The sequence below is a fragment of the Photobacterium minamisatsumaniensis genome (genome assembly GCF_050336695.1).
GTDB lineage: Bacteria > Pseudomonadota > Gammaproteobacteria > Enterobacterales > Vibrionaceae > Photobacterium > Photobacterium minamisatsumaniensis.
Genome location: NZ_JAKJSI010000021.1, coordinates 92,956 through 106,096, shown reverse-complemented (window position 1 = coordinate 106,096; position 13,141 = coordinate 92,956). Strand labels below are relative to the sequence as shown.

Below are 13,141 nucleotides of genomic sequence, written 5' to 3'. Positions count from 1 at the left end.
ATTCGCGATTTTAATTTTCTACTTAATCTCTAACACCAACTCACCGGATGTTCGTTCCGCACTTACCACAACTTGCTCAATCGGTAAGCCGTCACTAAGGCGCTGTATACATTCAATGGCTAAACGTGGCATCAATAAACGATTGATGATCTGTTCAACTGCACGGCCACCTGTTGTCGGATCTGAATTTCGAGATACCACAAAATCAATAAAAGCTTGATCCCAAGTAAAGCTCGCTTGGTATTTTTCTTTGATTTTTCGAGAAATTCGCTCAAGGTTTATCGCTGTTATCTTGCCAAGTTCATCATGGTTTAGTGGGTAATAAGGGACGATGGTTGTTCGCCCTAAGAAGGCAGGTTTGAAAAATTGCTGAAGTGCGGGGCGGATCTGTTCAACAAGGCTTTCTGTTTCAGGTCGCTCATCACTTTGCACGCAAATATCGCAAATGGCCTGATCGGCAGTATTGGAAGTCATGATGATAATGGTATGTTTAAAATCAATCATCCGCCCTTCGCTGTCTTTGATATAGCCTTTATCAAACACCTGATAGAAAAGATCATGTACGCCAGGATGCGCCTTTTCCATTTCATCGAGTAATAGAACTGAATATGGGTTACGCCTTATTGCCTCGGTTAACACCCCACCTTCACCATAACCAACATACCCAGCAGGAGAGCCCAGTAACATCGATACTTTATGCTCTTCTTTAAACTCAGTCATATTGATAACTGTCAGGTTGTTATCACCGCCAAATACTTCATCGGCAAGCGCCATTGCGGTTTCTGTTTTCCCAACTCCGCTTGGGCCACACATCAAGAACACGCCAACAGGCTTACGGTTATCGGTTAAGCCCGCACGGGAGATACGTATGCTCTTGGCCAGTTCACCAATTGCTGTATCTTGGCCTATAACCCTATGGTGCAGTGCCTCTTCCAATGACAGCAGCTCTGCCACTTCTTCCTTCACCATGTTGCCGGCAGGAATGCCCGTCCAGGCTGATATTATTTCCGCAATAACCTGTCTATCAACCATGGCAAAAACCAACGGCTCTTCACCCTGTAATCTATCTAGCTCAGACAGCATTTCCTGCAGTGCGAGTTGGCTGTCTTTTATATCAGTGGAATTTAGATGGCCTTGCTCTATAACACCTGTCAGCTGCGTTATTTCTGCGACTAATACCTTTTCTTGCTCCCACTTTACTGTCAGCGAATTAAGGTCTGCTTGTTTGTTAACAATACTTTCTCGCAAGCTGTGACGGTTTTCGGCTTGTTCAACAAGCACGGCATCTTCAACCGAGTATGCTTCAAGCTCATTGTTTAAATAGCGTATTTGCTGCTCAAGATATTCAATACGTTCAGGTTTTGCGCCTTGCGTTAAGGCTATACGGGCACATGCGGTATCCAATAGGCTGATTGCTTTATCTGGTAATTGCCGTGCTGGTAGGTACCTGACCGACAGGGAAACTGCAGCTTCAAGTGCATCTTCTCGAATAAAGACACCATGATGCTTACGTAAAGAGGCAGCAACACCTCGTAGCATTTGCAGTGCATCAGTCGTGCTAGGCTCTTCAACCTTCACGACCTGAAAACGACGAGTCAGCGCAGGATCTTTTTCAAAGTACTTTTTATACTCCGCCCACGTTGTGGCGGCAATAGAACGAAACTCCCCTCTCGCTAAAGCCGGTTTTAATAAATTTGCTGCGTCATTTTGCCCTGCCGTGCCTCCAGCCCCTATAAGGGTATGAGCTTCATCAATAAACACGATAATTGGTGTCTCTGAGTTTTTAACTTCGCTGATCACATCCTTCAAGCGATTTTCAAACTCACCTTTAATGCTCGCGCCAGCCTGTAGTAAACCTAAATCGAGCGACCGAATCTCAACCCCCAGCAGTACTGGGGGAACTTCACCACTTATAATTCTTAATGCAAGCCCTTCAACCACCGCCGTTTTACCCACCCCGGGTTCACCGACCAAGATTGGGTTGTTCTGTCGCTTCCTGCACAGAATATCAATTGCATCGCGAACTTCGCTGTTCCGCCCTGAAATGGGTTCAATTTTCCCATCGATAGCTTGCTGGTTTAGGTTAACCGTATACTTATCCAGTGCACCACCAGCACTCTGACCTGAGGGTGCGCCAGCTGCCGTAGGAGTGCTTACACTTTTATCACCAGAACTTAATTGAGCGGTCTGAGATGACAATGCTTCAATAGAAATATTTTTGAGGCTTTCCAGTACCAGTTTTTTCACACCAAAATGATCTGACTGCTGTAATACTAAGAGCAAATGCAAGCTGGTGATCTGCGTATGACCATAGTTAACCGATGCCTGTAACCACGCTTCTTCCATCAACTCACTAAGGCCGCGACTTATTGTTGGCTGCCCATTCGCCCCCTTTACTAGCCGTTCTATGCGTACGGTTAACTCATTAACAACCTCATTTATATCAACACCCTGCCTATTTAGACATGACAGTAAATGCTCATCTTTCGCCGTAATAAGCTGCACGAGCCAGTGCTCAACTTCAATGGCTGGCACCGTTTGCGACATGGCTGCTGCTGCAGATTCCTCCAGAGTTTCCTTTAGCTGAGGAGTGAGCTTCCCAACTAAATTACCCAGCTTTACCTGTGTCATATATTATTCTCCGGCAGTAGTAGTATTTTCCGAAAGTGGCTGCTCCTTCTTTGTGGAGCAAGGCAATTTGCTTCGCCAAGACGCATACTACTGTTCCCATATGAAAGGACTGGCGAATCAATATATTCACGTTTTACATATAAATAGAGCTTCGGTTCTGTGTTTTCTCGTAAGTATGTACGCGCCAATTGCTTCATCGTGCTTGCCAAATGCGCATTTTTTGACAAGTTAAGGTATTCATCTTTCGTTCTTGGCGTAATACAAATTTCCAACGACTTGAAAGCTTGATCCCCCTTAGAACCCAGTACGACACCCTGACCTAACTGGTGGTTTTGCCCTCCATACCAACCAATTTTGGTCTGATGAGCGGGGCGGATCTGATACAGGGCGGAAGGTAAAACATTAGGAGATATATCAAGTAAAAAGTAATCACATAGAAGCCGCTTTAGTCCGGATAAGCTTCTGCTTTTATTAGATAGTGCCAATCCATAGCGGAGAATACTTGGATCTTGCCGGCCATGTTGCCGCCCCGGTAGGGCGAACATGCTAGCAAGTGCTGCCTTCTGGCTTAAGCGTGTCATTGTTGGTTCAAGCGCCGACTCTTTTTCATCCCTCAGCAGTAAATTACCTGCACTTTCTACACTGGCGCGAAGCTCGTAGTAACGCTGATTGAATACATCGAGAAACTTCTGTAACGCTTGATCATCTTGGTGGAGGCTTTGGAGCATTTCAGCGTAAAGGTAATCAGGAATAACGCCCTTACATCCTGATAATGCCTCCAGCCCTAAACGTAGTTTTATCTCGTCATTTGTTTTTTCAATACCAGTAACAGCCGTTGGCATCCCCTTTGGCATAGGGTCCGACTCTAGCCGTAACGACATACCAGCATGGCCTCCCATCGTATTTAGAATACGAACGGCCTGAATAAAGTCGAATGTCTGTGGGTGAGTGAATAAACGGGAAACTACAGACATATCTGGCTCCCATGGCATTTATCAAAATGGATACCAGATTCATCACTGCCAAAACGTTCAACCGACACCTGAATGAAACGATCAAAGCTACAAAATTGCTGAAAATAGGTGTTGAGTACGGCACTGACAACCGCAAACTCAGAATCTAGTAACTCATTATCCAGCAGTAATGTGACCTCCGTCCCCGATGAAAAGATGCTTTTCTGGCCAATCGTCACAGGGGCAACGAGATGGCTGTATGTGACTTTTTTTATTGAGTCGGCAACGTTACATAAAACGCTGTTACTGCATAACCGAACGGAATCCTGTAGTGCCTTTGTGGGGTCTTCGACTTGAATCAAGCTTGATAAGTTTGCATTCAGCAAGGCGATAAACCGCCAACTCAGGTTATTATCCAATGAAGGGAACTGCGGTGCTGTCGGTGTTTTTAGTACACGAACCGTGCCGGGAAGATCAATCGCTGCTAATGATTCTGCTTCGCTATCGCTTGGAAGTAAGCAAGGTAACCGACCATTACAAACATTGAGTAGAAGTGACAACACAACATCCTCTTTTTCCCCTTTTAATTGGGTATCACTTATCGAGATGTCCATTTGGCGTCGCCCCTTCTCATCCCAATACTGACGGGTCTGCCATTTAGGTGTTTGCTCATCCAACCAAAATCCCCCTTCATAAATAGAAGCTAAAGGAAGATCCCCTGTCGGCAGTACCTCGCTTACCGTCTCGACTGACACCACGGCCAACTCGTTATCTGTATTCACATCTGCAATTACCGGCATCGATAGCTTGGTGAAGTCATAGCGTATTGGCTCACCATGTTGTTGGTATAGGTTTATCGTAGGTACTGTGTTTAAGGCGAAAACTTGTTGGCTAAACAGCCGTAAATATTCAGTTGGCAATTGCTGTACAAAGAAGTTGAGTGTGACTTTGTTAGATGAAAAGCCCATGAGGTCACGGCCTAATTCTTCTATTCTTAGGTAGGCCGCTTTATCGGGAAAAGCGAAGTAATCTCTAAGTTGATCAAAGCCACTTAGGTGGTTGCCATACTGCGGCAGCCAATTGAATTCAGGATCAGCAACCCTCGAGCGAAAGCGCTTCACATCCACCACCACCTGATGACCCGATTCATCGAGTACCGACAAGGCTTCGGTATTGAGCAACAGCAAATCAATCAAGCTACGTGAACTGTTTTCAAATCCACGAACATAGAAATCAAAATGATCGAGTGTCATTTGTGAAAACATCACTGAAGGATCATCACTTGAGAGGGTTAGTTGGATTACTGAATCTGCACGCCTGATAGTTGGTGGCGTAAGGAAATTAAAAGGGGCGGACTTGGCCTGAATATCTTCGATAACATAGGGTACAACGATCAGCTCATCAACCAATGTAAACAGGCACTCTGCTTGATTAACCGTAACTGCCAATTCCGAACCTTTAGGTAACGATACCAGCTCGCCACCAGCCTCTCCTTCCAGAACTAGAGCGAAAGGTGCGTAGCTAGGAACAATTTGTAGATACCCAGGGTACAGCACATTAAATAGGCCTTGGAGCACTTCTGGGAACTGCTCGTCTATACGCTTTTCTGTTTTTGCGGTTAACAAAGCGACTGCATCAACTAGGCGAGTAATGTTGGGGTCTTCCTGACCACTTTGGTTAAGCCGCATAGATGCAGAATGATCGGGAAAACTTCCTCCAAATCCATCCAGCGCCCGACGAATGTAGGCAAGTTCTCTTTCATAGTAGCTGAGTAATTGATCAGACAATTTCCTGCCCCTCCATCTTTGCCGTTTGACTGGAAAGGCTTATGCTGGAATCAAATAGAAAGACATGCTCCCCGTTGGGTATATTGACTCTTGCCATTAACGAAAACTTCATCACATTTTTATGCGGATCACTTTCATTAACGAATACACTCACCTCTGACAGGCGCGGCTCAAAAGCCCTTACCCATTTTTCAAGGGAACGTGAAAACTGCTCTTTATTTACCTGACTACTCACACTGTACGCAGCATCGAGACCAAAGCTAAAATTGGATAACTGCACTTCTTTGAACTGCTTGGGTAGCGTTCTCATCGGTGCTTCTGAATTAAGCAATACCGTTAACTGATACCGGATCGATTCTAATAGTTCGTCATCACTATTCGTTTTCTGTCCATTGCTAGCTTCCCGCTGATCGATAAAAGTTCGCCAAAAACTCATCGCGCCCCTCCTACAATTCCGTAGCCACTTGACTCAGCACCTAAATCCGTTGAAATCAACACCTCACCGCAAGCGTTATCGAACTGGTATTGCGGCTGAACAAGCACGTCGCAAGTAAAACGGCCAAGCTGGCCTTCAATCTCTTTGACTTCAACCCGCCCCTTGCTTAGCGGATATTTAGCCAATGTACTTTCATCGGCATCAGACAGGTTACTTGCGTATCTATCTAACCAGCTGTTCAGAAAGTTTTCACACTCCTTTGCCGTCTGGAAGTTACCCATCATTCCTCTGATCTGTACCTTGAGGTAATGTGCAATACGGCAAATCATCAACGTTGTTTGGATTTGTCCCATTACCGCTTCGGCATCATCTTTTCCGTGATTCCAGATAGAGGCATTCCCCCTAAAGAAATACTTATCGGTCGTTAAGCTATGACAGAGAGGAATAAAGCCGTAATCAGCATAAAAGCCACCCATTTCAGTAATAAAACGAATATCGGGTGCTGGATGCAACGTTGCCTCTGTCCCCGGTCCCGTTGGCGGAAGATTAACAAGGGCACCGCAATGTTTGTCCTGCCAACGAGATTTCATGAACCCAAACCAATTGATTCGATTGAATTCTCGCATCGCGATTGAAGCAAACAGAAAAGCAGAATTTCCCCATAGCCCCTCGCCAGTATGATTGCCATTGTTGAAGACGACCCTTTTGGCTGAACTACTGGTATAAGGCTGTCGAAGGCACACATTGGGAAGTGTAATCCCGATAAAGCGGGAGATAGATAAGCTTCTAAGGCGCTGCCATGAAATAAATTCTGGCCCTTGGATGATTTTATCAATCCGTGCGGTGTCCGATAGCCAGTCCGCACCAGACTCCCCGAAAAAGTTATCGGCAGGAGAAGAAATAAATGGGCATAAACACATATCGCCCATTTGCGCTAATAACTCCAAGGTGTATAGGTCGTCGTAATCGCTCTCAAAGTTCATTGAAATCTTATGGTCAACAACAACCATTCCGTAAGGTTGCCCTCCTGAAGTATTTAACTCTCGATTACCAATCAAGTTATAAAGTGCAGTACGCTTTAGCGATACTGCGGTATTGAGTTCGTGAGATAACTGGTCCCATGATAAATCTAAGATCTTCACTTTTATTTTTTGATAATTAACAGGTAGAGACACCAATGTCTCTACTCCTCTCCATGTTGATTCAAGTTGTGAAAAATCAGAATGATGAATAAGCGCAGAGAGCTGCTCAGACACTAGTCGGTCTATCTCGGCGATCAAATGGTTAATCGACGCCCTCAGAGCTTGCTTACTTTTAAGCATCTCTTGATCTAATTGGGCGAGCAGCAATAAAGCGTTTTTTAAGTAAGCCTTATCGTTACTGTCTAACCGGATTAATTGCTCTTGCAGATCTGCGCTTATCATCCAGATACCACCTCTACTAACCACAGGTTACTAACCCGGTATTTTGGCGACCATACGAACAGACGTCGTCAGCTCTTCCATCTGCAACCAAGGGCGTAAATGCGCTATCGCAGAATACGAGCCTGGCCGTCCGGGTTGCTCAACCACCTGAATTTGAGATTCACACAGAGGCGTCTTGGAGCGCTCAGTATTCCCAACTGCACCTGAATTGGTATATTGGTCAATCCAAGTCTGGAGCTGCTTTTGAATATCATTGGCTTCAAGGTTTGAGCCCAGCATGTCGCGTCCCATTACTTTCAGGTAGTGGGCAATACGGCTACTTGCCATGATGTATGATAAGCGTGCCGAAATAGCGGCATTACTCGTCGCATCGGGATCCGTATAGGTCTTCGGCTTCTGGGCTGTCTGGCTACCGATAAACACCCCGTAATTGGCATTTTTATAATGAACCAATGGCAGCATGCCAAGATCGCTCAGCTCTTTTTCCCGTTCATCGGTCAAGTTAACTTCAATCGGGCACTGTTGCTGCAAATCCCCTGCAAGGGATTTAAACGTCAGGTTAGGCAAATTCTCGACCTTGCCCCCGTTGTCTAGCCCTCGAATTGCCGTACACCAGCCAAAGGCCGTATGCGATTGGGTCATCTTCAAACCAAGCTCGTAGGCGGCGTTTGACCAAACTAACTGAGAGTTATCGCTTGGTTTTGGATTACCATCGCTATCTGTCGCTAGCTCCTCATAAGCGAATGAGTTCGTTCCTAACCCCTTATCACCATACGGTAGGCGAGCAAGCGTCTGCGGCAGTGTCAGTACAACATAACGCGCATCATCACTTTCTCGGAACGCATTCCAAGAAGCGTATGCCGGAGAGTCAAAACCTGCGGCTACCGGTTTACCTTCGTTAAACGTCTCAAAGCTATCCAGTTCAAACATTTGAGGGTTAGCAGCAGAAATAAATGGGGCATGGCTTGCGGCGGCGGTTTCACCCATATAACGCAACAGGGCGACATCTTCATCTTTATGGGAGAAGTGGTAGTCACCAATCAATGCGCCATAAGGCTCACCACCAGCGGTGCCAAACTCTTTCTGATATAACGCATCGAATAGTGGACTGCGATCAACTGCGGGGGCATCTTCGAACTGATCCAGCAGTTCATCTTTATTAAAGTCGACCAATTTGATCTTAAGTGATTGGCCAGTGTCGCTTTCACGGACTAACTTGTTGAGCCCGCGCCAAGAGCCTTCTAATTGACGAAACTCGTCTTGTTGCATGATCTCAGAGAGTTGACATGACATTTGTTTGTCAATTTCTGCAATTGCATTCTCGATGGTTTTGGTGACGTTTTTATCCCAAGTTACCGTACCGCTCAGCGCTTGCTCGGTAAGAACTGAGAATAGATCCTTGGTTGTATCAGCCGGTGTTTGGGTGGTAGCTGAAATGGCGCGATCCAATAAGCTAACAGAGCCCGCTTCTGCTTCAGCCGCCGCTTGTGTTTCTAATTCAGCACTCATGACTCTTCCCCTTTTGCCTCTATACCCAGCTCACTGGATAGTGCATTGATCTGATCCGCGCTTTGCAGGACCTCCTTCAGCAGCTTCTCTAAGTCACGAGAGCGATCTGCCTTTGACAGCAGTGTTTTAAGTTGCTGCCTTGTTTCCGCCAACTTTCTCAGTGGATCAACTTGCTCTATCAGTGAATCAGGTTCGAAATCTTTCATGGAAGTGAAGGACAAAGCAGCCTCAAACTGACTGTCATCGTCTGCGAGGGTATTATCGACTTTCAGTTTTAATTCAGGACCGACACGGTTAAGTACTGTGTCGAAATTGTCTTTGTCTATTTGATAGAATGTTCGGTCTTCAAGCTCTTTACGATCTTCCTTGTGTGCGGAAAAATCGCCAATAACACCAACAACAAACGGTAGCTCCTTCGTTTCAACGGCACCATTTGTTTCAACGTCATAGGTAATACTTACCCGATTTTTACTGACACGTTTATGCTGGGAATTTAAGGCCACGTTGTATCTCCTTTCTATCTAAATTAGCTTGCTTTCGACTCTAACTTACCTGTAGTACAGTCAAACTTTACGGTGTCCCCTTTCTCTATCTTGCCGCCATCCCCCTCTTGGTAATACACCTTAGTCAGCGTGGTGTACGTCAAACTAAAGTCTTCTGCTGGCAGGTTGCCATCAGAGCCATTTATGTTGTATCCAGCAATACGCGCCTTCTCTAAGGTCATAACCAAATACGGGTCGGCACCAGCACCATCACGCGATGGTTTGGTTAACAGGATCTCAACCGTTTTACCTTCAGTGCCTGGGGCAAATAAAAACGTTGTTAAATGAGGAGATGCACCATCAGATACACGAGTGACATTAATCGCATCCAAAGAGACCATGCCTTTGTCGGCATTATTGGCATTACCAACATCAACGTTCACACCTCGGTTAGCCCCCCAGCTCATGGTATCGAGGGCAAAAAAGCCTTTTTTACCTCCAATATCGCCCACGGTTGCTGCACCTTTAATATCATTCAGTCCATCGATTCGCATAAAAATAGAAGCCATTTCTTATCCCTCTTTATTTACAATGGTGATGCATAAAAAATAAAAGATTTGATTACCATTCAATCTCAGACAAACCATCGCTATCAGGGCTATTGCTTGTCGTTCTTGAATTCTGAGTTGGTTCATCAAGTGGCATCGAAACGGCTGATGACGCTTGAACTTCGTTTAACGGAGCGCTAGCAGGCGCCAATGTTGCTTGGTGCTCGGCGCTTTCCAGCCCTGCTAGTTGCTGGATCCTCTGGTTCACAGAGTCTTGATCGCCCACCAGCTCTTGAAGAAGCTCTGGTAGTGACATGCCCCCCCAGCGTATTGCCCGCTTTAACAGCAAGTAAATCGGGCTATGAGGCTCTGTTTGCTGAAAGTAGTCCGCAATTTTTTGCAACTCTGCCAAAGCCTGATCACGCGAAGCCAGAGTGTGTGTACCGATAGCCGCAGGTTGAGCGGCTTGTTGCCTTTCAGGCGTCCTGCCCCCTTCTTGCCTTGTGTCTGAAACAGCTAGAACAACAGGTGGCTGATCTACGGTGCCAGCTTTCATGCCTTGTACTTCAGGCTGAACACTGCCAACATCCAAAGGCCATTGAGAAAACTGTTCCCCAACCAAAAATTGCACCGCATTAATCAGTCGTTCAATAGACTCTTTAACAAATCGAAAGCTCACACTACTTACACCAGCAGCGGTGCATTTTTTTGCAATGCTTTGCTCAAGCACAGTCATTGAATCGAGCACCTTTCCTAGCGCTACAATTTTTGATTCAATATCTGCTTGCTCAGTACTGAAGTATTCTGACGCGGCCTGTTTAAGCGCTGATAAATTGCCTGTTTTCTCTGCGGCAAAAAAGCGACCAAAATCAATATCCCCCACCAATGGGATCATCTGTAATGGCATGTAAAGCAGGCCACTTTCAGCAGTATCTCCGACCAACTGCAGCAGTGGCTTCACCCTATGCTCGGTAACCTCTTTAGTTTGATCTGCCTCTGTTGCCCCTCTGCGTTTTTTTTCCGGCAATATGGGTTGCAACGTATCCCAGTATTGGTTCACGACCTGATCAAAAGCAGAAAGCGCATTGGCCAAGTTGTTGATTGGATCGCTGGTAAAGAGTTGAGAGACGGTGTACCAAGACAAAATTTCGACGTCTTTTGAATGCTCTGATAAGCAGCTTCGACATTCAGATGCAAGCTGAGTCCAGTTTTCATTATTTGCATTCACTGTTTCGGCATTTTCCAGTGCTTCAGGGGTCTCAATTAACTGCCGGAACGACGACTGAGCAACATTGAATGCATTACGATACGAGCGGTACAGCACGCGATTATCCTTAAGATATTCGCCCCCGGGCTGCTCTTCTGAAATAGGCTGAAGCAATTCATCAAACATGGTTTCCGAGTTCCTTTTCTAGTGCTCTGCAAACCAGTTCGCAGACGTCCCAGTCACTCCGGGTTTACGCTGAAAAGCGGTAAAGTTGCCCCAGATAAAGCTCGACAGATAAGAAATCGCCCAAGCCTGTGCAGGCCCTGAGTCCTGACTACCTGCTTGTTTGTAGTCATAAGGACCACACCGGATCACCAATGGGGTCGTCCCGTTTTCGTAAACGTTATGCTCAACCTTCTTACCCGTGACTCGTTTATCGAGTAACCGAAGGTTATTAGTCAGCAATTTTGACAATATATTTGTCGCTAATAAGACGTCTTGATCACCCAAGGCCATACTGCGGCACATCACGATTGCGGTACGTAATTTATTACCTACATTGCCTTTCTTGGCCCCGGGCACCGTGATAACACAGCTAGGGTTATCCCAAATAAACCGGTCTTTGCCATCAAGCTTCGCCAAGCGAGAAAGGTTGTAAAAGGCATGGCCGTAACTTTTGCCTCTCGCCATTTGTGAGACATTGAGCTGCAACTCAACAATGTGAGGAATAGTGCGCTTTTCAGGGGCGCGGTTAGTTACCCTTCCAGTAAATTCAATGTTTACCTCAAGGAAAAATTTCACATCCTTGTACTGATCTTCGACGCCTTTGGTCCAGAGATCTTTCACTGCAGGTGATTGTTTGTCCTTTATATTTTGATAATTTGGGGATTTGTAGATGTAATTACGAAACGCCATCATTTGAGCAATAGTGCTAAATACAATGGTTGCCCGGGCAATGTCCTTTACCTCAAGGGGTGTTTTTGCCCCTGATGTTCTATCGGTGCTTGGATCATCCCACTTGGTAATGCCACATTTTTCGGCAATACGCTCACGCGTTTTAATCGGTCCCCGCGAATACTTTATGGGCTTACCACTTTCGTTTTTAACGTTTTTAGTCAGCGCCTGCATAAATTTCTGAAGCTCTTTATTCGCTACCTTTGCCTGCTCGACCAGTTCTTCAATCTGCTCTCGCTTATGGTAGGTACTCCAAAAGGTCGTTTGCGAAATGATGTCTCCACGCGTATAAGTCGGCATAGCTCTCTCCACTAAGCTTTTCGTTCCTAATTAACCACCAATCTGCACCGTTGGAGCACCAATAATGATTGATCCTCCATGACTCGTGGTATCCCCCATCCTCGCGGCTGGCGTGTTATTGATCAGCACCGTCGAACTCCCTTTGGCAATGCTGTCTGGCGGACCAACACAAACTAATGAGTCGCCCATTTTTGCCGCTGGCATGCAGCAAATTAGGACTGTCGCAGCACCGGGGCCAACAACTGGGCCGCCGACATGCGGTATCGGTGGTGTACCAGGTGTTTGCATTGGGCAAGTATGCATATCCGTCAATCGGGCAGCGCAAGGCATTAATCATTCCCTCTGGTTGAAGTGCCTGAACCACCATTTGCTAGATCCAGAGCAATACTAAAAACACGCTGATAATATGTTTGGTAATCATTCCATTCAGGTAGTACGGCGGCCGTATTCACCGCTCCCGCCACCGCTTTTGCATAAAGGTGCTCTACAGGCATCACGACCGGGTTATCTGCCGGTGCGATACTGCCGGTGCCACTCCAAAAAACGGATTGCCCAAGCCACTTTGGCGCTCTGTTATCATCAAGCTTTGATATTTGCTGCTCAATTGATCGTCGTATGGCTTCATTCGGATCTCGCACCCAGAGCATACAGTCGTCAATCAAGCGTAACTCTGCTGCAGTCCATTCTTGTTGGCGTACTTTTAATGCATGGACACACCACCAGATAGCTTCTCTCACGGGTAAAGCATGAGCGAAAAAGTTGGCCAGTTCGATGAAGCACTTAGCCTCTTTAAGTTGTTCAATCACGTCTATTGGCGCAGCTTCTTTTTCGACGAATTGCTCAGCCTCTTCAGAAAGCTCGAAGTGGGCAAAAATGGGAGCTGAATTGCTATAAGGGATTTTTTTCATCG

12 protein-coding genes are annotated in these 13,141 nt (G+C 46.1%); all 12 read right to left on the bottom strand.

Going from position 1 to position 13,141, the window contains the following annotated elements; genetic code table 11:
- Window positions 1-18: 18 nt before the first annotated feature.
- From tssH to L4D78_RS11830, 12 genes are read right to left on the bottom strand one after another with little or no spacing between them, the layout of a single operon-like run.
- Window positions 19-2,631 (bottom strand): type VI secretion system ATPase TssH, encoded by a 2,613-nt coding sequence (gene tssH / locus L4D78_RS11885; RefSeq protein ID WP_428467118.1) that lies wholly within the window; start codon window positions 2,629-2,631, stop codon window positions 19-21.
- The gene (locus L4D78_RS11880; RefSeq protein ID WP_428467117.1) at window positions 2,628-3,605 is read right to left on the bottom strand and encodes a type VI secretion system baseplate subunit TssG; all 978 of its coding nucleotides are present in this window, start codon (window positions 3,603-3,605) and stop codon (window positions 2,628-2,630) included. The genes tssH and L4D78_RS11880 overlap by 4 nt, the downstream gene beginning before the upstream one ends.
- Window positions 3,596-5,371, bottom strand: a complete 1,776-nt coding sequence (gene tssF / locus L4D78_RS11875) for a type VI secretion system baseplate subunit TssF (protein ID WP_428467116.1) — start codon at window positions 5,369-5,371, stop codon at window positions 3,596-3,598. The genes L4D78_RS11880 and tssF overlap by 10 nt, the downstream gene beginning before the upstream one ends.
- Window positions 5,364-5,807 carry a type VI secretion system baseplate subunit TssE gene (gene tssE, locus L4D78_RS11870; RefSeq protein ID WP_428467115.1) on the bottom strand — a complete coding sequence of 148 codons (444 nt, stop codon included), beginning with the start codon at window positions 5,805-5,807 and terminating at the stop codon, window positions 5,364-5,366. The genes tssF and tssE overlap by 8 nt, the downstream gene beginning before the upstream one ends.
- Window positions 5,804-7,231 carry a type VI secretion system contractile sheath large subunit gene (gene tssC / locus L4D78_RS11865; protein ID WP_428467114.1) on the bottom strand — a complete coding sequence of 476 codons (1,428 nt, stop codon included), beginning with the start codon at window positions 7,229-7,231 and terminating at the stop codon, window positions 5,804-5,806. The genes tssE and tssC (L4D78_RS11865) overlap by 4 nt, the downstream gene beginning before the upstream one ends.
- Window positions 7,232-7,261: 30 nt before the next feature.
- On the bottom strand, window positions 7,262-8,740 hold the full coding sequence (gene tssC / locus L4D78_RS11860) for a type VI secretion system contractile sheath large subunit (RefSeq protein ID WP_428467113.1): 1,479 nt from the start codon (window positions 8,738-8,740) through the stop codon (window positions 7,262-7,264).
- Window positions 8,737-9,243 carry a type VI secretion system contractile sheath small subunit gene (tssB, locus tag L4D78_RS11855; RefSeq protein WP_428467112.1) on the bottom strand — a complete coding sequence of 169 codons (507 nt, stop codon included), beginning with the start codon at window positions 9,241-9,243 and terminating at the stop codon, window positions 8,737-8,739. The genes tssC (L4D78_RS11860) and tssB overlap by 4 nt, the downstream gene beginning before the upstream one ends.
- A gap of 23 nt (window positions 9,244-9,266) precedes the next feature.
- A complete protein-coding gene (locus tag L4D78_RS11850; RefSeq protein ID WP_428467111.1) occupies window positions 9,267-9,791 on the bottom strand; it encodes an Hcp family type VI secretion system effector in 525 nt (174 codons plus the stop codon).
- A gap of 52 nt (window positions 9,792-9,843) precedes the next feature.
- A complete protein-coding gene (locus tag L4D78_RS11845; RefSeq protein WP_428467110.1) occupies window positions 9,844-11,163 on the bottom strand; it encodes a type VI secretion system protein TssA in 1,320 nt (439 codons plus the stop codon).
- An 18-nt stretch (window positions 11,164-11,181) separates the two neighbouring features.
- Window positions 11,182-12,231 (bottom strand): hypothetical protein, encoded by a 1,050-nt coding sequence (locus tag L4D78_RS11840; RefSeq protein ID WP_428467109.1) that lies wholly within the window; start codon window positions 12,229-12,231, stop codon window positions 11,182-11,184.
- Window positions 12,232-12,261: 30 nt separating this feature from the next.
- A complete protein-coding gene (locus L4D78_RS11835) occupies window positions 12,262-12,561 on the bottom strand; it encodes a PAAR domain-containing protein (protein WP_428467108.1) in 300 nt (99 codons plus the stop codon).
- The gene (locus L4D78_RS11830; RefSeq protein ID WP_428467107.1) at window positions 12,561-13,139 is read right to left on the bottom strand and encodes a DUF6931 family protein; all 579 of its coding nucleotides are present in this window, start codon (window positions 13,137-13,139) and stop codon (window positions 12,561-12,563) included. Before L4D78_RS11830 ends, L4D78_RS11835 begins: the two co-directional genes overlap by 1 nt.
- Window positions 13,140-13,141: the final 2 nt, after the last annotated feature.

Bases quoted from the DNA above. Each gene is read 5' to 3' on its own strand.
- L4D78_RS11845 (WP_428467110.1), bottom strand. From the start codon at position 11,163: ATGTTTGATGAATTGCTTCAGCCTATTTCAGAAGAGCAGCCCGGGGGC.
- L4D78_RS11840 (WP_428467109.1), bottom strand. From the start codon at position 12,231: ATGCCGACTTATACGCGTGGAGACATCATTTCGCAAACGACCTTTTGG.
- tssC (WP_428467113.1), bottom strand. From the start codon at position 8,740: ATGAGTGCTGAATTAGAAACACAAGCGGCGGCTGAAGCAGAAGCGGGC.
- tssE (WP_428467115.1), bottom strand. From the start codon at position 5,807: ATGAGTTTTTGGCGAACTTTTATCGATCAGCGGGAAGCTAGCAATGGA.
- L4D78_RS11835 (WP_428467108.1), bottom strand. From the start codon at position 12,561: ATGCCTTGCGCTGCCCGATTGACGGATATGCATACTTGCCCAATGCAA.
- L4D78_RS11880 (WP_428467117.1), bottom strand. From the start codon at position 3,605: ATGTCTGTAGTTTCCCGTTTATTCACTCACCCACAGACATTCGACTTT.
- L4D78_RS11830 (WP_428467107.1), bottom strand. From the start codon at position 13,139: ATGAAAAAAATCCCTTATAGCAATTCAGCTCCCATTTTTGCCCACTTC.
- L4D78_RS11850 (WP_428467111.1), bottom strand. From the start codon at position 9,791: ATGGCTTCTATTTTTATGCGAATCGATGGACTGAATGATATTAAAGGT.
- tssC (WP_428467114.1), bottom strand. From the start codon at position 7,231: ATGATAAGCGCAGATCTGCAAGAGCAATTAATCCGGTTAGACAGTAAC.
- tssH (WP_428467118.1), bottom strand. From the start codon at position 2,631: ATGACACAGGTAAAGCTGGGTAATTTAGTTGGGAAGCTCACTCCTCAG.